General features: G+C 41.2%; 17 protein-coding genes and 1 pseudogene. 6 read left to right on the forward strand and 12 right to left on the reverse strand.

The genetic code is table 11. The features are described 5' to 3' along the window. Nucleotides 1–76 precede the first annotated feature (76 nt). The gene (locus tag NR125_RS07075) at nt 77–565 is read left to right on the forward strand and encodes an SRPBCC family protein (RefSeq protein ID WP_009335375.1); all 489 of its coding nucleotides are present in this window, start codon (nt 77–79) and stop codon (nt 563–565) included. 165 nt (nt 566–730) lie between these two features. Beyond that, entirely contained in the window at nt 731–1,087 is a 357-nt protein-coding gene (locus NR125_RS07080; protein WP_009335376.1) for a cyclic-phosphate processing receiver domain-containing protein, read from the forward strand. 185 nt (nt 1,088–1,272) lie between these two features. Here the strand turns inward: NR125_RS07080 and NR125_RS07085 are convergent, their stop codons facing one another. The 5 genes from NR125_RS07085 to NR125_RS07105 all read right to left on the reverse strand — a co-directional run bounded on the left by NR125_RS07085 (nt 1,273) and on the right by NR125_RS07105 (nt 6,648). Continuing rightward, nucleotides 1,273–2,448: an amidohydrolase gene (locus tag NR125_RS07085; RefSeq protein ID WP_256814875.1), complete on the reverse strand. Its 1,176-nt coding sequence runs from the start codon at nt 2,446–2,448 to the stop codon at nt 1,273–1,275. A 3-nt stretch (nt 2,449–2,451) separates the two neighbouring features. Next, nucleotides 2,452–3,714 carry a Zn-dependent hydrolase gene (locus tag NR125_RS07090; RefSeq protein WP_009335378.1) on the reverse strand — a complete coding sequence of 421 codons (1,263 nt, stop codon included), beginning with the start codon at nt 3,712–3,714 and terminating at the stop codon, nt 2,452–2,454. Between the two features lie 18 nt (nt 3,715–3,732). After that, nucleotides 3,733–4,941, reverse strand: coding sequence for a hypothetical protein (locus NR125_RS07095; protein WP_009335379.1), 1,209 nt, complete (start codon nt 4,939–4,941; stop codon nt 3,733–3,735). A 247-nt stretch (nt 4,942–5,188) separates the two neighbouring features. Beyond that, nucleotides 5,189–5,710, reverse strand: coding sequence for a GNAT family N-acetyltransferase (locus NR125_RS07100; protein ID WP_009335380.1), 522 nt, complete (start codon nt 5,708–5,710; stop codon nt 5,189–5,191). 107 nt (nt 5,711–5,817) lie between these two features. After that, complete coding sequence (locus NR125_RS07105) at nt 5,818–6,648, reverse strand: glycerophosphodiester phosphodiesterase (protein WP_019380248.1); 831 nt, start codon at nt 6,646–6,648, stop codon at nt 5,818–5,820. 610 nt (nt 6,649–7,258) lie between these two features. Between NR125_RS07105 and asnA the strand changes: the two genes are divergently transcribed. Next, nucleotides 7,259–8,221: an aspartate--ammonia ligase gene (asnA, locus tag NR125_RS07110; RefSeq protein WP_217026191.1), complete on the forward strand. Its 963-nt coding sequence runs from the start codon at nt 7,259–7,261 to the stop codon at nt 8,219–8,221. Nucleotides 8,222–8,382: 161 nt separating this feature from the next. Here asnA and NR125_RS07115 read toward each other — a convergent pair whose 3' ends face one another. Both NR125_RS07115 and bla read right to left on the reverse strand, forming a co-directional pair. After that, nucleotides 8,383–9,237 carry a manganese catalase gene (locus tag NR125_RS07115; protein WP_009335383.1) on the reverse strand — a complete coding sequence of 285 codons (855 nt, stop codon included), beginning with the start codon at nt 9,235–9,237 and terminating at the stop codon, nt 8,383–8,385. 529 nt (nt 9,238–9,766) lie between these two features. Further along, entirely contained in the window at nt 9,767–10,708 is a 942-nt protein-coding gene (gene bla, locus NR125_RS07120) for a class A beta-lactamase (RefSeq protein WP_256814877.1), read from the reverse strand. Nucleotides 10,709–10,953: 245 nt separating this feature from the next. On the opposite strand from bla, the gene NR125_RS07125 reads away from it, so the two are divergent. Continuing rightward, complete coding sequence (locus tag NR125_RS07125) at nt 10,954–12,735, forward strand: BlaR1 family beta-lactam sensor/signal transducer (RefSeq protein ID WP_256814878.1); 1,782 nt, start codon at nt 10,954–10,956, stop codon at nt 12,733–12,735. Nucleotides 12,736–12,769: 34 nt separating this feature from the next. Then, on the forward strand, nt 12,770–13,156 hold the full coding sequence (gene blaI, locus NR125_RS07130) for a penicillinase repressor BlaI (protein ID WP_009335386.1): 387 nt from the start codon (nt 12,770–12,772) through the stop codon (nt 13,154–13,156). Between the two features lie 274 nt (nt 13,157–13,430). Here the strand turns inward: blaI and NR125_RS07135 are convergent, their stop codons facing one another. From NR125_RS07135 to NR125_RS07150, 4 genes and pseudogenes are all read right to left on the reverse strand, one after another. Continuing rightward, nucleotides 13,431–13,589: a hypothetical protein gene (locus NR125_RS07135; RefSeq protein WP_009335387.1), complete on the reverse strand. Its 159-nt coding sequence runs from the start codon at nt 13,587–13,589 to the stop codon at nt 13,431–13,433. 228 nt (nt 13,590–13,817) lie between these two features. Further along, nucleotides 13,818–14,379 (reverse strand): annotated as a pseudogene (locus NR125_RS07140) (sugar O-acetyltransferase). Nucleotides 14,380–14,400: 21 nt separating this feature from the next. After that, entirely contained in the window at nt 14,401–15,615 is a 1,215-nt protein-coding gene (locus NR125_RS07145; protein ID WP_251156703.1) for an MFS transporter, read from the reverse strand. A 13-nt stretch (nt 15,616–15,628) separates the two neighbouring features. Then, on the reverse strand, nt 15,629–16,666 hold the full coding sequence (locus NR125_RS07150) for an ROK family transcriptional regulator (protein ID WP_251156702.1): 1,038 nt from the start codon (nt 16,664–16,666) through the stop codon (nt 15,629–15,631). 314 nt (nt 16,667–16,980) lie between these two features. On the opposite strand from NR125_RS07150, the gene NR125_RS07155 reads away from it, so the two are divergent. Further along, complete coding sequence (locus NR125_RS07155; RefSeq protein ID WP_009335391.1) at nt 16,981–17,496, forward strand: hypothetical protein; 516 nt, start codon at nt 16,981–16,983, stop codon at nt 17,494–17,496. A 297-nt stretch (nt 17,497–17,793) separates the two neighbouring features. On the opposite strand, the gene NR125_RS07160 is transcribed toward NR125_RS07155, so the two are convergent. Then, the gene (locus tag NR125_RS07160) at nt 17,794–18,723 is read right to left on the reverse strand and encodes a bifunctional helix-turn-helix transcriptional regulator/GNAT family N-acetyltransferase (RefSeq protein WP_251156710.1); all 930 of its coding nucleotides are present in this window, start codon (nt 18,721–18,723) and stop codon (nt 17,794–17,796) included. Nucleotides 18,724–18,736: the final 13 nt, after the last annotated feature.

Here is an 18,736-nt window from a genome sequence, read left to right on the forward strand (position 1 = left end):
CAGTTAACAATATCTTAATTTTCAAAATAATGTTATTATTTAAATGTAATAATTTTACACTTGGGGGAGGATTATTTTGAAAACCACTGCAATTGAGAAAGCCATTATTAATGAGACAACAATCAATTCACCACTCAATCTGGTATGGCTCGCTTGGACAATCTCTGATAGGGTATCTGAATGGTTTGCACCTGAAGCGAAAGTAGAAGCTAAGGAAGGCGGAGCTTATGAGCTTTATTTTATTCCCGGAAATAGTACGGGCATGAATACGAAGGGATGTAAAATTACTAAGCTTATTACTGAAAATGAGCTTGAGTTCACATGGAAAGGCCCAGACCAATTTGAGGATTTAATGAATAATGAGGATGAATTAACAACTGTTCATGTAAGTTTCCAGGCAATCCATGAAAATTCATCAAAAGTGATTGTTGAACATAGAGGATTTAAGAATCATGAAGATTGGATTGAAGCAATAAACTGGCATCAAATGGCCTGGTCAGGTGTACTGGACAGTTTAAAATCAGCTCTTGAAAAGGGCGAAGGAAACCTCTGCTGCCAGCCTTGAAAGCAAATACCTGCGGACACTCTTTTTTAAAACCGCAGTCAATTTCCTTCCAATTAATCCCTCTTCGGTATCTTTACTTACATATGTATGTTACAATGAAAGGTGAATCAAACCCTTAGGGTCAACTTGACTTTTCTTAGTCACCCCTTCGAAAGGGGGATAAAATTGGAGAAAATAAGCGTATTCCTGGATGATTATCGGAAAGCGCCTGATGGTCATGTATTAGTTGAGACCATTGATGAGTGTATCCATTTGCTTCAGACCTTTGAAATTGACCACTTGTCTTTAGACCATGATTTAGTAAGTAAATCGAGAAATGGTCTTATGCTTGTTCATTTAATGGTTCAAAAACAGTTATTTGCGGATCGCATAACTGTTCACTCTGCCAATTCCGCAGGCGGGAAAGCTATGTATCATTATTTAAAACAAGCACAGCAGGATTTTGAAATGCCCACTGATATTAAAGTAATCTTAAGGCCACTGCCCCTAAACTTCATTCCGCCAAATCATCTGCAAAAATAGTAGAATTCACCATACCTATTCCCCTTGATCACAGGATATATAAATGTCACCAGTATATGGGAAGCAGAGTTTATTAACTGCTTCCTTTTTTCATGACTTTAAAAATGATATGAATAACTGGAACCAGGCAAAAATAAATCCGCTTCTCCATATAGAGGAGCGGATTTAGCTTTAAGATTTTACTCCTATACGTTCAAATATGCCCAGGCATATTGTGCATATAGCTCTGCGCCTGTCGATAAGGCGTCTTCGTCAATATTGAATTTGCCGTGGTGATGAGCCCATTCGGTGTCTTTCTCTGGATTGCCGCTGCCGACTAGGGCGAAGCTGCCAGGTGCTTTGTCCAGGTAAAAACTGAAATCCTCCGCCCCCATTGTTGGTTTTTCATTATATAGAAAATCTTCCCCGAAAGCTTCAGAAGCAACTTTATGCACAAGGTTTGCACTGTATTCCTCATTAATTACCGCTTGGGAACCCCGAATGTATTCCACTTTTGCACCAGCACCATAGATCGATGCCGTCTTCTCAGCATAATTCTCAAGCTGTTTTTCAATATGATCCCTTGTTTCAGGATCGAAGCAGCGGACTGTTCCCTCGATGACTGCATTTTCAGCGATGATGTTAAACCTTGTGCCCACCATCATTTTTCCAATGGTGAGTACGGCAGGCTGCTGGGCATCAATGGTTCTGGACACAACACTCTGGACATTCATGACAAAGGATGAGGCCACTATAGCAGCATCAATGCAGTCATGCGGCATCGCCCCGTGCCTGCCTTTTCCTTTGAATGTCACCTTGAATATATCAGCTGATGCGAAGGATGGCCCAGGTGTACAGGACACTTTATGCGTCGGCATTTGCGACCAGATGTGGATGCCAAAGACATTGTCCACACCTTCCATCGCTCCCTGTTCCACCATCATCTTCGCCCCTTCCGCTACTTCTTCGGCTGGCTGGAACAGCAGGCGGACATTCCCCGGCAATTCTTCTTTTATCTCATTTAATGCCTTGGCGGCAATCAGCAGCATCGCGGTATGGGCATCATGTCCGCATGCATGCATTTTTCCATTTTCCAGGGAGGCATAAGGCAGATCCTTATTCAATTCCTCCACCTGCAGCGCATCCATGTCTCCCCTTAAAGCTACCGTCTTTCCGGGCTTCCCGCCTGCTATTTCAGCAATAACACCTGTTGGTTCCGTTCTTTTAAAGGGAATGCCCAGACCATCTAGGTACTCACAAATAAATTGGGTGGTTTTAAATTCCTCCCATGACACCTCTGGTTCACGATGCAATTTTCTTCGCAGCTTCGTTAATTCATCACTATATGCTCCAGTTAATTCTTTTAGCCCATTATGAATCATCTCTTACTCCGCCTCCGTTAACTCTATTGCTGCCTCAAACAGGATTTGAACAGCTTCGGCAATATGCCTGGAATCCGACCATTCTTCCGGACAATGGCTCAGGCCATTTTTACTTGGAATAAACAGCATCCCAGTACTTGTGTAATCAGCGAAAACCATTGCATCGTGCCCGGCGCCGCTATTCATGGGGCATGAAGTGAAACCCAGTTCACTGCTTTTCTTCTTTAACAGACTCACAATCTCTTTATTCATCTCTTTTGGCTGAATATATAAAAGCTGTTCAACCGTTATTTCTACTCCGCTATCACGATAGATCCCTGCTAATTCTTTTACTTTTTGAATAACATTCTGGACATGTTCTTCCTTGCCGGAGCGAATGTCTACAGAAAAGACCGTTTGATCCGGAATTACATTGGCTCCATTTGGATAGACCTGCATTTGCCCAGTGGTTACTACCGTTCCTTCTCCTTCGGCAGCAGCCAGCTCCGGGAATTGGGCTATCATCCCGGCGGCCGCAACCAGCGCATCAGACCGCCTGTCCATTGGAGTGGTCCCGGCATGCCCGGCCTGTCCTTTTACGGTTACTTCCAATTGCGTTAAGCCGACAATCGCTTCGACTACCCCTATTGGGATATTCTTTTCTTCTAAGATAGGTCCCTGTTCAATGTGCAATTCCAGATAAGCCTTTACTGACTGCTGGTCTCTTGTTTTCGGAAGAGACGGATCGAGCCCGATTTTCTTCATGGCTTCAACGGTCGTAATGCCATCGTTATCCTTCAATGATTTAAAGTCTTCCTCAGCCAGCAAACCGACCATTCCGCGTGAACCCATTAAGCCGCCGCCAAATCTGGAGCCTTCCTCTTCGATAAGGGCGATAACCTCCAGAGGATATTTTGGCGTTAATCCGTTCTCAGTGAAAAGTGCAGCGACTTCAAGTCCTGCTACAACTCCGGCAGGCCCATCATAGGATCCCCCATTCGGGACGGAATCAAAGTGAGAACCGATCAGAACACTTGGTGCATCTTTTAGGGACCCTTCAAGCTTTCCAAAGATATTGCCCAATCCATCTTCACGGACAGCCAAGCCCGCTTCCTTCATTTTCCCCTTAATATACTGCCGCGCAAGCAGATCCTCCTGACTATACGTCAGCCGGGTTGTTCCTTTGCCTGGAGTCGCTGTATAAGTGCTTAATGTGTCAATATGGTTTTCGATTCGCCCCTGTACTTTTTCCAGATTCACATTTTTCCCTGTTTGAACTTCACTCATTTCGATCCAATCCCTTTCTTATAATAGTCCGACAAAAATTCCGGCTAATACCACCGACACAATCGTCACCGTGATGAATCCCCCGACAAGCATAGGCGGAAGCATGTTGCTGGTCAGCATTTCCCTCTCTTTTTCATCTTCTGTCAATGATTTAATCACTTCATTTGTAATAATGTAGTCAGCCGGGAAACCATATAGTGCCGTCAGCGAAACCGCGAAAGCCATTTCCTTGCTCACCTTTAAAATTTTCCCTGCGATGAATGAGAAGATATACATTCCTATTACGCCTAGAATAATGCTTCCTGCCAGCGGATAAATAATCTCAAGCATCATCCCGGGTGTAGCCTGCTTTAAGCCGTCAAAAATAAAGAGCATCAGGGCCATGATCGCAAAGCCAAAACCATTTGCTTTCTGCAGTACCTGCTTCTCAAGAAAGCCAATACTTGTGGCAATAACCCCGAACAATAGACAAAGTACAAATGGACTGACACTCGCAACTGGAGCCAGCAGTGTTGATGTCAGATAAGCAAGGTAGGATACTGCCGCCAATCTTAAAAATTTGAAGAAATCTGTATTATATTTCTCCGGCATATTTCGAAAAAGCTTAAGCTCAGGTTTTGGAGCTGCCTCTGCTGCTGCAGCCGTCTCTTCACTCGCCATGCCCTGTGTCTTATAAGCAAGCTTTCCGCTTCGGTACTGCTGTAAAAGCCGCTTTCCTTCTTTTTTCAGGACAATGGAGGTGAGCGGATATCCAGCAAATCCCTGCATAACATAAATCACGATTGCAAAGACAGATAAAGAAGCCAGTCCCGCTTCTTTCGCTCCTTCGGACATAATCAGGGCAGATACAACGCCTCCAACCAATGGCGGAATGGCGACAACCACCGTTTTAAATCCAAAGATAAAGGTACCGATTCCAAGTAATATCGCGATAATTCCCAAAATCCCTGACAAAGCAATCACAATCGTCTTCCACTGATTTTTCAATTCCTGAATCGATAGCAAAGTCCCCATATTGGTAATCAATAAGTACATCATCATCGTAGCCACAACCGGCGGAACTCCTGCCAAAGCTACGATGTCCTGCGGAAAAAAAGTCCAATAGCCGGCAAGGAACAGTACGGCACAGACGAAAATGGACGGCACCCATGCCTTCGTGCGAACCGCAACCAAATCTCCAATAAATAAAATAAGCAAAAGAATTACTAACGCTAACAGCTGTGACATAAACCCTTCCCCCTCTATGTTGAATACCTATTCATTCGTGTTGCGAAAAATATATATTGTTAGAATAATAATACAATTATACTTTTCAGTCAATTTAAATTATTGAAAATTTTATGAAAGCGATGTCATTCCAGTTTTTGTATGGAACTTAATTCTTTATATAGTTTGGTAAAATAATAATATTATTTTATAAGTTCATGAGAGCTGGAGAAAAATAAAAACTCGTCAATATGACGAGTTTTCTGGATTAGAATTTAATTAATACATCCCCAATGTTATTCCATTCATATATAAGAAGATTCAATTCAGCACCTGCAATAGTAATCTTTTCTGTTTTATATAATTCTGCACCATAATACTCATAGAAATGGCGGGTTTTATTATCTTCAAGTACCTCAACAAAAATTCTATTAAAGCCAAGTTCTTCAAATTGCAGGAAAACCTTCCTTAATAGCCTCTTGCCAACTCCCTTACCTTGATATTCCTCTAGGAGGTAAATGGCAGTTAAGTCACCGGATTCCGGAACATGATTACTTTCTCTCTTGCCGCAATCAGCAAATCCGATGATTTTACCATTGCTATTTTCCGCAACAAATACATAATTTCCCTTTTTTATAATATTTTCATTCCATAATTCCGTACGCCTGTCATAGGATAGCTTCTTCAAAAATTCATCAGGAATGATATTTTTATAGGTTGTTCTCCAGCTATCAACATGTACTTTCGCAATACCCTTTGAATCAGCTAAAACAGCTTTTCTTATGTTCATGAGCTTCACCTCTGAAAAAGGATAAGGTTTATATTCAATAGAAACACAAATAATCCCTTTCCCAATTCAGCAAAAAAAAGGAGCAGCAGCTGCTCCCTTTCCTGATATTAGTTTCTAGGATCAACATAATCCGGATAATCGGTAATAATGGCGTCAACATCCATTTCGAACAGGAAGTCGGCGGCATCCTGGCTGCGCACTGTCCATGATCCAATTTGCATGCCAAGAGAGTGAACCTGATTCACTAATTCTTTTGTGACAATTCCATAGCTTGGATTAAACCAATCTGCATAGGCTGAAAATTCCTGTAAAGCTTCCGCTGTAGTATCCGCACGATTAGATGTCAGTACACCAATGGGAACATTAGGCAGAAGCTGATCCATTGTTTTCATGGATTCAAAGTTAAAAGATTGGATAATGATTTTTTCATTTTGCGGTTTATCAAGATTTCGTTCTTTTATTTTATCCGCCACTTGTTCTTCAATGCCAGGGTAAAGCTCTGGAGCCTTCAATTCTATTAATATTCCAACCTTACCATGGTAGCGATCCAGAATCTCTTCAAATGTCGGGATTGGTTCCCCTGCAAATTGTTCCCCTTTCCAGCTGCCGGCATCGAGACTTCTTAAATAGTCAAACGTTAAATCCCCCACTTTTCCGGTTCCATCTGTTGTACGATCCACAGATGTATCGTGAATTACCACTAATTCGCCATCCTTGCTTCTTTGAACATCAATTTCGATATAATCAGCTTTCATGTCTACAGCCAGATCAAAGCCGGCTACTGTATTCTCCGGTGCATACCCTGTGGCACCGCGATGCGCTATATTATCCACTTGTTTCCTTTCTCCTGTTGTCGGTTCTGCTGCGAACGCCTGGCTGATTGGGCTGAACAGCAGTGACAAAGCCACCCCTGTACCAATTAATAATTTTTTGTTCATGCTCTCCATCTCCTATCTAAATATGTATTCAACCATATTCTAAAAAAGAGATGTTGATCTAGTGTGTTGATGTCTTTATAGATAAATAAAGATAGTATGAAAAAAAACCAGCCTTTCTCCCTAGGTTTTTTTACAATTACACTTATACAATTTAGTGAAAATGCTTTATCAGTCAATTTTACCTGTATCCAGGAAATAGTATTTGATGTTTGGGGATGGTTGAAAACCAGCATGGCTATTATCAGCATCCAATGTTTAATACACAGCAAACTGCAAAAATGGAAAACATTTCTTCCAGAAAAGGAACGACGTGCATCATACATTATCCATATACAGGGCAGCCTGCAATATAGTCAAGGCGGAGGGGAAATGTCCTCCACTCACTTTTTGCTGCTTATTCCCCATAAAAATTAACAGTAACGATTCGAAAAAGAATACATAACATAATTTAGTTTTTAATATTAAATGGTTAAGACTCATCCATTCATAAAAATAGCCTGAAAATTATCAGTTAGGGTTTCAGTCTTGTTTTCCAAAAAATTTGGAGGTGATTAAAATACCTAAGACATTAGTCATTCCAAGAGGTGGATACAAACCTATACTTAATGTAATGAATACAGAAATTGCTGTTAATGAATTAAAAAAGCATTTTGAAGCCAGGCTTTCAGAGAACTTAAACCTGATAAAGGTATCACCACCTTTATTAGTAAGTGAAGGCAATGGAATAAACGATAACTTAAGCGGAAGCGAACGAGTTGTTTCATTTGATGCTTTAGATATTAAAGATCATCAAATTGAAATCGTTCAATCTTTAGCAAAGTGGAAAAGAGTCGCTTTAGGCAGATATGGGTTTACTATTGGTGAGGGACTTTACACAAATATGAATGCCGTTAGAAGAGATGAGGTATTAGACAACCTTCACTCAATGTATGTGGATCAATGGGACTGGGAAAAAATAATCTCAAAAGATCAGCGAAATCTGAAAACACTCAAAGCCGAGGTAAGGAATATCTATCAGGCAATGAAGTCGACGGAAAAACACATGTATGAGTTTCACCCCGCCCTTAAGCCGGTATTGCCAGAGGATATTTATTTTATCACAGCACAGGAGCTGGAGGACCTCTATCCCCACCTGACCCCAAAGGAGCGAGAGGATTCCGTTTCAAAGGAATACGGCGCTGTTTTTCTAATGCAAATCGGTGGAGCTCTGCGGTCTGGAACAAAGCACGACAGCCGTTCTCCAGACTATGATGACTGGTCATTTAACGGAGATATTTTATTTTGGAGCCCACTGCTGGAAAGGTCTATTGAAATCTCTTCTATGGGTATCCGGGTAGATGAAAATACGCTGCTAAAACAATTAAAGCTTGAAAATAATGAGGAACGAATCTTACTGGAGTTTCATAAATCTCTTCTTAATGGAGAACTTCCTTATACACTTGGAGGAGGTATAGGGCAGTCCAGATTATGCATGTTTTTATTAAAGAAAGCACATATTGGGGAAGTCCAGGCTTCAGTTTGGAATGTAGAAATACTAAGATACTGCCAAGAAAATAATATTAACCTGCTGTGAATTACCCCTTTTTGATTTATAAACAATACTGCTGATAGCTTCCTGCCAAGTTATCAGCTCTTTATTTTCCTCCAAATGTCTAGTGTAGGCTTGACTACACAGTATCCCATATTAAAAGATGAAAATTCCCTGCTTTTCATACGAAAAGTCAGGGAGTAGTTTTATGAAAGACTGGGAGGAATTTGATCCTGCCTCATAACTGAAGGCGGTGTATTATATATATATGGAGGAGCTGGCTTAAGCTTAGGTTTTTTTGCAAATGGCTGCGGATTTTTAACATATTGGAATGTTCCCTGGCCATCCATGCTTGGCCCGCTTGCCCAGCGCCCCTTGGCACTTTGATCGCCATCTGAAAAATTGAATAAAACATATGAGACTTCCTGTTTTTCTAAGTGTTTAGGGAATGTACTCGGAACCACGATATTTTCTTTTGATTCCAATTCCCGAATCGCTGCGATCCACTGATTTTGGTGCATAGTGTCCCTTGCAAGGAGCCAGGCCAGCATGTCTCTTACACCTGGATCAGTAGTTTCATTATAGAGTCTGGCTACCTGAAGACGCCCTTGGGATTCTGCTGTAAGATTCGCCCGGAAATCAGCTAATAGGTTTCCGCTCGCAATAATATAATCCGCTGTCCACCTATTGCCGACACTATCAGCAGGCATTGCCCCCAATCCAGAAACGATTACATGCTGAGGGTTCATCCCTCCTAAAATTGCTTCCAAAACAGGATCTTTGGCTGCCTCCTCCTGTGCCCCCACCGGTGCTCCATCAAGCAATCTTGCTATCATCGTTGAAAGCATTTCGATATGTGCCAATTCTTCTGTCCCTGTGTCCATTAAAAGATCGCGGTATTTCCCATCCCCCCGGGTATTCCAGCCTTGAAACAGATATTGCATCGCTACAGAAATTTCGCCGAATTGGCCACCAAGTACCTCTTGAAGTTTCTTCGCATAAACAGGATCAGGTCTTTCAGGTTTGGCATGATATTGTAATTCTTTGATGTGATAAAACATATAAGCCCTCCCTAATTTTTCTCATACCATATAACTTTATGAATGCCTGCTTTCGTTTATGCTCAGTACCTTGGATTAATGAAAAAGGAATATATAGAGACGCGCAGTGGTTACTACATGGTGATGCTTAACTTTAGAGCTAGTTATGAAAGCAGCGCTAAAGTGAACTCATAAATTGCTTGGCTGCCTATTTATATACAAAACAATGAAAATGCTTGCTAAGACTCAATTGAGTCAAATAGTACCTTTCGCTATAAACCGATGAAAATTCGGATTTAATATCCATCATCCTAACACCATGAAGATACTCCTCCCCCATAACTCTTTCCACTCAAGGACTTTCCATTCACCTAGTTTAAGTCCCGCTGTTGAAACAGTAGAACTCCTCCAATAGTGCCCCCATCATATTTATCATTTCGGATATGTTCTAAATCGAAACTATCAATTTCATGTCTATTTTTCTCAGATTTCGAATATAAAATCTGGCGGGAGGAGGAGGAAAACATAATCTTTGTCCTTCCCCAGTCATTCAAGCTTCATCATCTAAAGCCTTTATTGCCATCTCCGCAGCCTCTGCAATCAGAGCGTTATCATATTCGGCATCCTTTGAATCCCGGCTGGAAAGGATCGTCATGATAATCGGCTCCCTGTTCGGCGGCCAGACAATCGCAATGTCATTACGTGTTCCGAAGCCTGCTGCACCGCTCTTATCAGCTACTTCCCAGCCGCTTGGCACACCAGCACGGATTAATGGATCCCCAGTAACGTTACCCCGCATCCACTCGGTTAAAATGTTCCGCTTTTCTTCAGACAGAAAATGGCCAATTAAAACTTTCTGAAGGCTTGCTGCAAGTGTTTCAGGTGTACTTGTATCCCGAATGTCCCCTGGCTCTGCCTCGTTCAAATCCGTCTCGAACCGCTCAGGCTTTGTAACAGTATCCCCCATTTCTTTCAAAGCTGCTTCGAATCCTTCAGGCCCTCCTAATTCCTCTAAAATTAAGTTGCCTGCTGTATTGTCGCTAAACCGGATTGCCGCTTCACAGAGTTCCCTTAAAGTCATGCCAGTCTTTACATGCTTTTCTGTAACAGGAGAATATGTCACCAGGTCATCACTTGTGTATGTAATGATTTCATTCATTTCCTCCAGTGATTTTCTCTGCAGCAATATTGCAGCTGCCAGCGGCTTGAATGTAGATGCGTAGGCAAATCTCTCGTTAGACCTGTAAGTAATTGTCTTTTTCGTTCCTGTGTCATATGCATACACACCAAGCCGTGCGTCAAATTCCTTCTCCAGCTTTTTGAATTTTTGTTTTGTATTTACAGAAGTTTCTTTGGAGTTTTCTGCCGCACTGACATCTGATTGATAACTGCCATTTGCACAGCCAGTCAGGGCAAGAAGCAGAACCAAACTGACTAGCCGGACTGCTTTTAACCTATTCTTACTAAAAACAGAATGATATTGTTTCCTCATATTTATTACCTCTCTCCATAAAAATTTTAAGCTTTTTACTTTTAAAACAACGCATAGAGACTACGAGTGTAATACAATACTACATTTGTAATCTTTTTTGTCAACCGCTAGAAACCCATGATATTATGGTGTTTCACAAGATCACCATGATTTGATAAAGTAAAAATAGAATGCTAGCAGGATTGGTATTCATTTTATCCAGGGAATTAAAACTAGATGTGAAATTTTAGAAGGAAGGTCTGAGGATGATAACAAGCTCACAGTTCTTATCTATTTTTTTGGAATGTCTGCTGGTGTCTTCTTTTACAATCGGAGTCATTCTTCTGTTAAAAAGACTTTTAAAGAAACATTTAACAGCCCAAGCTCACTATAATCTTTGGTTTCTAGTATTGCTTGCTCTGCCACTGCCTCTTATTCCATTACAATTCATGCCATTTGCGGATTCATTATCCTTTTGGAATAGCAATAGCAGCCTTCAATCCCAAACTGCGCCATCTGCAGAGGTTCCATTAAGGCAAAATAATTGGATGGAGGACATAACCGTCTCGGTGGAACGCTATGATTTAACATTATTAAATAATGCTTTATTCTTTATTTGGATTTCAGGAGTGGCTATTTTAACTGTATTTACGCTGCTCGCAATGCTTAAGATCAGTAAAATAAAGAAACACACAAACAGCCTGAGAAATAACGGGCTTTTATCATTATTCGAGGACTGCAAACACAAACTGAAGATTACTGGATGTATTATTGTCGGAGAGTCATCTCTCGTTAAAACCCCAATGACGTTTGGCCTTTTAAAGACTTATGTGGTGCTTCCCCGCCATTTTGACGAGTGGCTTTCTGAAAAGGATATAGAATATATCTTTTTACATGAACTGAGCCACTATAAAAATAAAGATTTTGCAGTCAATTATTTTATGGTGATTCTTCAAGTTTTATATTGGTTTAATCCTTTAGTTTGGCTTGCTTTTAGGAGAATGAGGCTGGATCGCGAAATCGCCTGTGATGCTAAGGTTTTAAATTCTTTGAATGAGAAGGCTTATATGGAGTATGGAAACAGCATTATTCATTTTGCCCATAATGCCTCAAGGGCAGTGACTGTCGATTTGGCAAACCATTTAAACGGGTCAAAGAAACAGATCAAAACGAGAATCGAAAAAATTGCCTGTTTTAAACCGGAATCAAAACTGCTGAGATGGAAAAGTGCGGCAGTACTCCTTTTTGCGGGGATATTTATTGCAGGCCAAGCTCCATTTATCTCTGTAATGGCTCATGAAAATAGCAGCTATAAATTTAAGGATGATAACATTATTTATGAGGATTTAGGCAATTATTTTGCAGGGTTTGATGGAAGCTTTGTGTTGTATGATAAAGAAGCAGACCAATATCTTATTCATAATCGGAATAAAAGCACATTAAGGGTTTCACCAAATTCCACTTATAAGATTTATAGTGCTCTGCTTGGTTTGGAATCAGGTACCATAACGGTTGAAAACTCGTCGGTCAAATGGAACGGACTTAAGTATCCTATTGATTCCTGGAATGCGGATCAGGATTTAACTTCTGCAATAAGAAATTCTGTTACATGGTATTTTCAATCGTTAGACCAGCAGGTGCAGCCCGGTACGATTCAAACCTTCTTAGACCGAATCAAGTACGGGAATCGTGATCTAACTGGTGGAATAGACGAATATTGGCTGGAATCTTCCCTTAAAATTTCTCCAGTGGAACAAGTTCAGCTGCTTAAGAAATTTTATGCAAATCAATTTGGATTTAAAGAAAAGAATATCCAAACAGTGAAGGATTCCATTAAACTAGAGAGAAAAGAGGGAGCCCTCCTTTCAGGAAAAACAGGTACAGGCACTGTAAATGGAAAAAACATCAATGGATGGTTCATTGGATATGTTGAGTCAGGGCAGGACACATACTTTTTTGCAACAAATATACAGAATGAAGATGACTCTAATGGAAGTAAAGCAGCTGAAATTACATTATCCATTTTGAAGCAGAAAGGCATTTATTAATTGGTTCATCTCATTAAAGAAGGAGGGCGGTAATATGACTGATAGGATTCCCAGCATCTCAGAATCCGAGTGGGAAGTCATGACAGTTCTTTGGCACGGCGCACCCAAAACCGCTAATGAAGTCATTCTATCCTTACAAGAGAGTACAGACTGGAAGCCCAAAACAATCCGTACTCTTCTGGATAGGCTTGTCCATAAGAATGTAGTCGGCGTAAATAAAAACCAGAGAATCTATACCTTTTTCCCGCTCTATTCACAGGATGAATGCCAGCGGGCTGAAGCTCAATCCTTTATCAAGCGAATCTATGGAGGAACGGTGAAATCCATGCTAGTCCAATTCATCCAGGAAGACTCCCTGTCTGATGAGGAAATTAACGAACTGCGGACGATTTTGGCAAAGAAACAAGAGAAGGATCAATAACCTACATGCGTGGCCCTCTACAATGGCTGGGGTTTTTAGCCTCTTCTATCCTTGCTGGAACCTAAATACCTGTTACCGGATTACCTTAACAATAATACTAAAAAAGAAGAAGAGCATTGTGCAAATCCATTGCTCTCCTTCTTCTTTATACTTTGTAATTCATGCTTACTATTTCATTCGGTCTTTACCTGTTCACTTTGTATGTTTATTGCTAAATCGCAGCCTTCCTTTTGAATGCCTGTTTCAGATCAATCCCAAACACTAGGCCATTACCCTATAACTCTCCACAATTGGGCGGTGTATCCTTTTCCCCCTCAGCGAAATCACAGCCTTCAGCAACTGATTCAAGTCCGTATTCAGTATTGCTTATTTCATATAAATCCTGAGCATTTTTTTGGATATTCCCGAGCTGCTTTTCTTTCTTTTCTCTCATGTCTTTCCTCCAATGTTTTTATTTAAAAGTTTTATCTTAGATGAGCAATATTATTCGTGTTGAGGAGATTCATGGGAGCAGCACTTCTAATGAGCAATAACGCCATATTCATGCAAAAAGCCACTGTAGTTAAGAATTAACGGAAGCTTTCCCTGCACCTGAAACATAAGAAAAGCCAATTCCGCAATGGGAATTGGCTTTTCTTTTTATTGATGCTTTAGGAGAATTCTAAAGCTCAATTTGTTTAATTATCTTAGCTGGATTTCCGCCAACTACTACATTATCAGGCACATCTTTCGTAACAACTGCACCTGAAGCGATAACAACATTGTCCCCAATTGTTACACCTGGATTGATTACGGCACTTCCGCCAATCCATACATTGTTTCCAAACATGATCGGCTTTGCGTATTCTCTGCCTGAATTGCGTTCAGCAGGATGAAGCGGGTGTGTTGCCGTATAAATTTGCACTCCGGGTGCAAGCATGCAATTATCTCCAAAACGAACTTCACTGACATCTAAAATAGTGCAGTCGAAGTTCGCGAAAAAGTTTTCTCCTACATGCGTATTATAACCGTAATCAAATCTGATATTTAAGCTCCATATAAACGTTTTTCCCAGTTGAACCGAGCAGTTCCTTTAATAATTTTGTCCTTTTTTCTTCTTCAGTCTCCAGAGTTTGATTATAAATTCTGACCTTTCGCCTTGCTTCTTCGCGCTCCTTTAGTAATACCGGATCGGCAGGATCATACATTTCTCCAGCCAGCATTTTCTCTTTTTCTGTTTTCATTTTAATGGCCTACTTTCAAATTTATCTATTTGTGCTAAAGGTAACATCCTCAGAGCTATTAATCTCTTTCTTATTCAGCAGGCGGTTCAGTTTTTCAGAAATTAAGAACATTGCTGCAGCAAGAAGAACAATACATAACGGGAAAATCCCAATTGTTGAATGAGAGGCAATGAAGCCTAGAACAGGCGGCAGAAAGGTACTGCCTGTATATGCAACAGCCATTTGATAACCCATGATGGTCTGGGAATGCTTCTTCCCAAAACGCGCTGGCGTTTCGTGCAGCATACACGGAAAGATTGGTGCCAATCCTAATCCAACCAAAACAAAGCCTGCAAGCGCGAAAACGGATGTAAATGGCAGGAAAAGAAGGATGGCACCAGCAAGTGCAAGAATTTGCCCCATCCGAATGAGAGTACGATTATTCACTTTAAACGTAATGAAACCAGTAATAAATCTGCCAATTGTAATGCCTGCGAAATAAAAGGAAACCCATTGGGCAGCCTCCGCTGCCGGCAGGCCCTTCATACTTACCAGAAAGCTGCTTCCCCAGAGCCCCATCGTGGCTTCTGCCCCGCAATAAAACAAGAAGGATAATAAAGCTAATTTAACTCCTCTGATTTGGAGCGGTTTTACAATTTCAGCATGATCCACTCTTTCTCCTGATTCCTCCGCCTCTCCATTATTTTTCTTTCCTTTATTCCATAAAGGCAAAGTCAGCAAAAGGATGATTGCCAGCACAAATTGTATTCCTGCAATGGCAAAATACCCATTGCTCCAGGAGTTCCCCCCTGCAATATACTGGGCCATGATGATCGGGCCAATGGTGGCTCCGACTCCCCAGAAACTGTGCAACCAGCTCATATGATGTGCTTTATAATGCGCAGCAACATAATCGTTTAATCCTGCATCAATTGCACCTGCCCCCAATCCGAGAGGTATGGCACATAGAAATAGCCAATAAACCGATGGAGCAAAATAAAAGCCAAGTAACGCGGCAGCAGTCATTAACGTACTGAAAAAAGATACCTTCCCAGTTCCAAACCGTTTGAGTATTCTTCCGCTAACTAAGCTCGAGATGATTGTACCGCCAGCTATTGTCATAAAAAGCCATCCGGCAGTCTCCAGCGGGGCGCCTAAGTCTGCCTGCATGACAGGCCATGCCGCCCCTAACACTGAATCCGGCAGACCCAGACTAATAAAAGCCAAATATATGATCACCAAAAGGATTGTTGCCATGCTTCAGCCTCACCTATTTTCTGATATATTTTTCGGGCGACTCAAGCATAAGCGCCAGCCCCAGACTCTGCAATCCGTATAAATAGTCCTGTTTCCAATCACTTATTGCCAGAATGGGCAGATGTTCTGCCGGAATGTATTCTGAGCTTGCTGCTGCAATTTTTTCTACCAAGGTCTCTTCCACTTCATCTTTGCAGAAGATGAACGTATGAGGATTAATGATAGCCGTAATTGAGGCTACTAATCTGCTGATAGCATCAACCTGATTATCTCTGGATATCAGCATCTCTTTATGACTGAATCCATTTTCCAAGGCTTCGCGGAAGTTTCGGTCATCATATTGAGGAACAAATGAAACTTCCCCGGCAAAAAAAGTGTTTCCCCGCACAACATCCCCGTTGATCATAAATCCCGCACCAGGACCATTTTGACCGGAATATAAATACACAAGGGATTGATGATCTTTTATCCCATTAGAATGGTGATATCCAAGAACAGCAGCATTCATGTCGTTCTCTACAATAACTGGCATCGAAAAGAGATTCTCAAAATATCCTTTAATATCGAAGTCTTGAAACAGTTCATAGCCGGGTATATAAAAGATCCGCCCATTCTTAACGGAACCCGGCACCCCAATGGCAAGCGACCGGATTGCTTGTTTATCTGCCAATAATTTTTCAATCGAGCCCGTTAATAAATTCAGCCCGCCGTCAGTCAATACACTTTGAACGGTTCCTTGTTCCTTCACTTCTCCCGCACAATTAAAAATGGCATAATTCGTCTCTGTCTTCTCTAAGAAAATTGCCAGGCCCAGCATATAGTCAGGATTGTATGTATATCTTTTCGCTCTTCTCCCTCCGCTGGATTCATCCAGTCCCGACGACAGAATTTCCCCATCCTTCTCCATCTGTGAAAGGAACTTGCTTATCGTCGGAAAACTGATTCCCAATTTATCACTTAGTTCAACTTTGGTTGCACTTCCCAGGTCTAAAAGCGATCTGCGAATACCAGAAAGGATGCCCAGGCTTAAAGCTTTTGGAGCAGTCTTCATTATTCTCACCACCTGCAAATCATACTTATTAAACAGATTTAAAAAGTATTCAATAATAAACTTATTAAAGATCTTTAATAAGTTTATTATTGGAAATATATCATTAAAATTAACCGAAAACAACCTTCCCTTTATCAGAGAAGTAATTTTTCAGCAGACTGTCTTTACAAGGTTCCTCGTTGAGCTTGAATACTAATTTTTTTTACCTTTCTAGGCGCCCCTGAGAGTCAAGGAGAAAGCTATTCCTTCCAATATATTACTCCCGACTATATAATAATACTAAGAACGAATCTATTAAAGGAGCAGATTCAGGCATGCAAAAACTTACCCTGGCTGAAGCAGTAAAATTAAAAAGTGTTCTGGCTAAACGAATTCACGAGTTAGAAGAAGAAATGGACCGTGTAGCATTTGCCGATATTGAAAAAGGCAGCAAGCTTCCTGAAATGCCAAGATCGCTTGGTATGGTGGAAAAAGAGATGGATGAAGTCCGTAAAGACATGAGACTGCTGGATAAGCTTGTATATAAAGCCAATATTGAAAATGACATCACCTTTAACAATGAATCATTGCCAATCGTAGAAGCAATTGAGCTTGCCACCCAATATCGGGCAAAGGCCCGCAAATTCAAGGAATATGGCACAGCAGCCAGAGAGGAATTCCTTTATACAGTGTCGGAAAACGTGTCGATGGTGAAAATGGCGCTATTTGATCCGGAGCAGTACCGATTAAAGGGCCTGGAAGCCGAACGCCAGGCGAATCGTCTGTCCAACTTAATCAATAACAAGAATTATTTGATAGAATTAGAGTTTGACAGCGAAAAGTATTTCTAGACCTTGAAGTGGTGAGACTCTGCTTCAAGGCATAGAAGGAACACCCTCCTATTGTGTACAAAGGTACCTTGTAATGGCAATGACAAACCGATTATCCATGACCCATTACAACTTCATCCGTAACCAATAACCAACCATGGCTACTGGAGGCCGACGGCCATTCAACCGTAATCCCGGTTCCTTCTATGAGCCTCCATTCAATTTGAATGGAGGCTTTTTATTAATCCAATGACCTGAGGGGGACACAATTTCTCTGAAAGATCAGCAAAAGGGACAGTGTACCTGTCCCCGTGTCCCTTAAAGCAGCAGTTCCCACGTTTCTCCAACTAATTCGTGCCCAAAGCTATGATGTTTTTCCTCCTTAACAAGCTGAAATCCCTTTTTCCGATAGATATGCCGCGCTTCTTTAAGAACACTGTTTGTCCATAGAACGAGTTTCTTATATCCTGCTTGTTTGGAAAAGTTTATGCATTCTTCAACCATTTGTGAACCAAGGCCCATTCCTCTCGCCTTTGGGTCTACTATTAATAGACGAAGCTTAGCCGTATCCTCACTTCCTTCTACAACAAAAATAGAACCCACTATTTCTCCGTTCATTTCGGCAATCCAGCAGCGTTCCCGCTTAGGATTATAGTTGATTATAAAGTCCGCTGCAATTTGAGATACAAGAGCTTCAAATCTCTCATCCCATCCAAATTCTTGTGAATACAAAAGACCATGCTTGTGTACAACCCACCCCATATCACCAGGTTCATGCTGACGAAGAAAATACGGGCCTGAAAATTTTAGGCTTTCATTCTTGCTGATCAGTCCTTCAACGGTTTTCATAGCGTTAATTAATTGCTGCTGTTCACTTTCCGATAATTTCCCAAGAAGATCCGCTATTTCATTGTATGAACGTTCATTTAGTTTAGAAAAAGCTTTTTCTCCCTCTGGCGTAAGCTTTAAAATGCGCTGCCTGGCATCTTTAGCAGAACGTTCTTTCTTTATAAGGCCTTTCTCTTCAAATCGGGCTAATATTCGACTTAAATAGCCTGCATCTAAACCCAGCTCTTGAGTTAAATTTGATGCTGCAGGGTCCTCGTTAGTGGCGATTTCAAACAGGATTCTGGATTCTGTCAGTGAATAGGGGCTATGTAGTAACCCTTCCCGCAAAGCTCCTATTTGTCTGGTCATAAAACGGTTAAAATGGCGAACAGCACTGATTCTTTCCTCAAACGGGATCATGGACAAAGAAATC

The organism is Cytobacillus sp. Bac17 (genome assembly GCF_024519925.1).
Classification (GTDB): domain Bacteria; phylum Bacillota; class Bacilli; order Bacillales; family Cytobacillaceae; genus Cytobacillus; species Cytobacillus pseudoceanisediminis.

Excerpts from the sequence above, each read along its gene's own strand:
- NR125_RS07085 (WP_256814875.1), bottom strand. The coding sequence starts at position 2,448 with ATGATTCATAATGGGCTAAAAGAATTAACTGGAGCATATAGTGATGAA.
- NR125_RS07090 (WP_009335378.1), bottom strand. The coding sequence starts at position 3,714 with ATGAGTGAAGTTCAAACAGGGAAAAATGTGAATCTGGAAAAAGTACAG.
- NR125_RS07095 (WP_009335379.1), bottom strand. The coding sequence starts at position 4,941 with ATGTCACAGCTGTTAGCGTTAGTAATTCTTTTGCTTATTTTATTTATT.
- NR125_RS07100 (WP_009335380.1), bottom strand. The coding sequence starts at position 5,710 with ATGAACATAAGAAAAGCTGTTTTAGCTGATTCAAAGGGTATTGCGAAA.
- NR125_RS07105 (WP_019380248.1), bottom strand. The coding sequence starts at position 6,648 with ATGAACAAAAAATTATTAATTGGTACAGGGGTGGCTTTGTCACTGCTG.
- asnA (WP_217026191.1), top strand. The coding sequence starts at position 7,259 with ATGAATACAGAAATTGCTGTTAATGAATTAAAAAAGCATTTTGAAGCC.
- NR125_RS07115 (WP_009335383.1), bottom strand. The coding sequence starts at position 9,237 with ATGTTTTATCACATCAAAGAATTACAATATCATGCCAAACCTGAAAGA.
- bla (WP_256814877.1), bottom strand. The coding sequence starts at position 10,708 with ATGAGGAAACAATATCATTCTGTTTTTAGTAAGAATAGGTTAAAAGCA.
- NR125_RS07125 (WP_256814878.1), top strand. The coding sequence starts at position 10,954 with ATGATAACAAGCTCACAGTTCTTATCTATTTTTTTGGAATGTCTGCTG.
- blaI (WP_009335386.1), top strand. The coding sequence starts at position 12,770 with ATGACTGATAGGATTCCCAGCATCTCAGAATCCGAGTGGGAAGTCATG.
- NR125_RS07135 (WP_009335387.1), bottom strand. The coding sequence starts at position 13,589 with ATGAGAGAAAAGAAAGAAAAGCAGCTCGGGAATATCCAAAAAAATGCT.
- NR125_RS07145 (WP_251156703.1), bottom strand. The coding sequence starts at position 15,615 with ATGGCAACAATCCTTTTGGTGATCATATATTTGGCTTTTATTAGTCTG.
- NR125_RS07150 (WP_251156702.1), bottom strand. The coding sequence starts at position 16,666 with ATGAAGACTGCTCCAAAAGCTTTAAGCCTGGGCATCCTTTCTGGTATT.
- NR125_RS07155 (WP_009335391.1), top strand. The coding sequence starts at position 16,981 with ATGCAAAAACTTACCCTGGCTGAAGCAGTAAAATTAAAAAGTGTTCTG.
- NR125_RS07160 (WP_251156710.1), bottom strand. The coding sequence starts at position 18,723 with ATGATCCCGTTTGAGGAAAGAATCAGTGCTGTTCGCCATTTTAACCGT.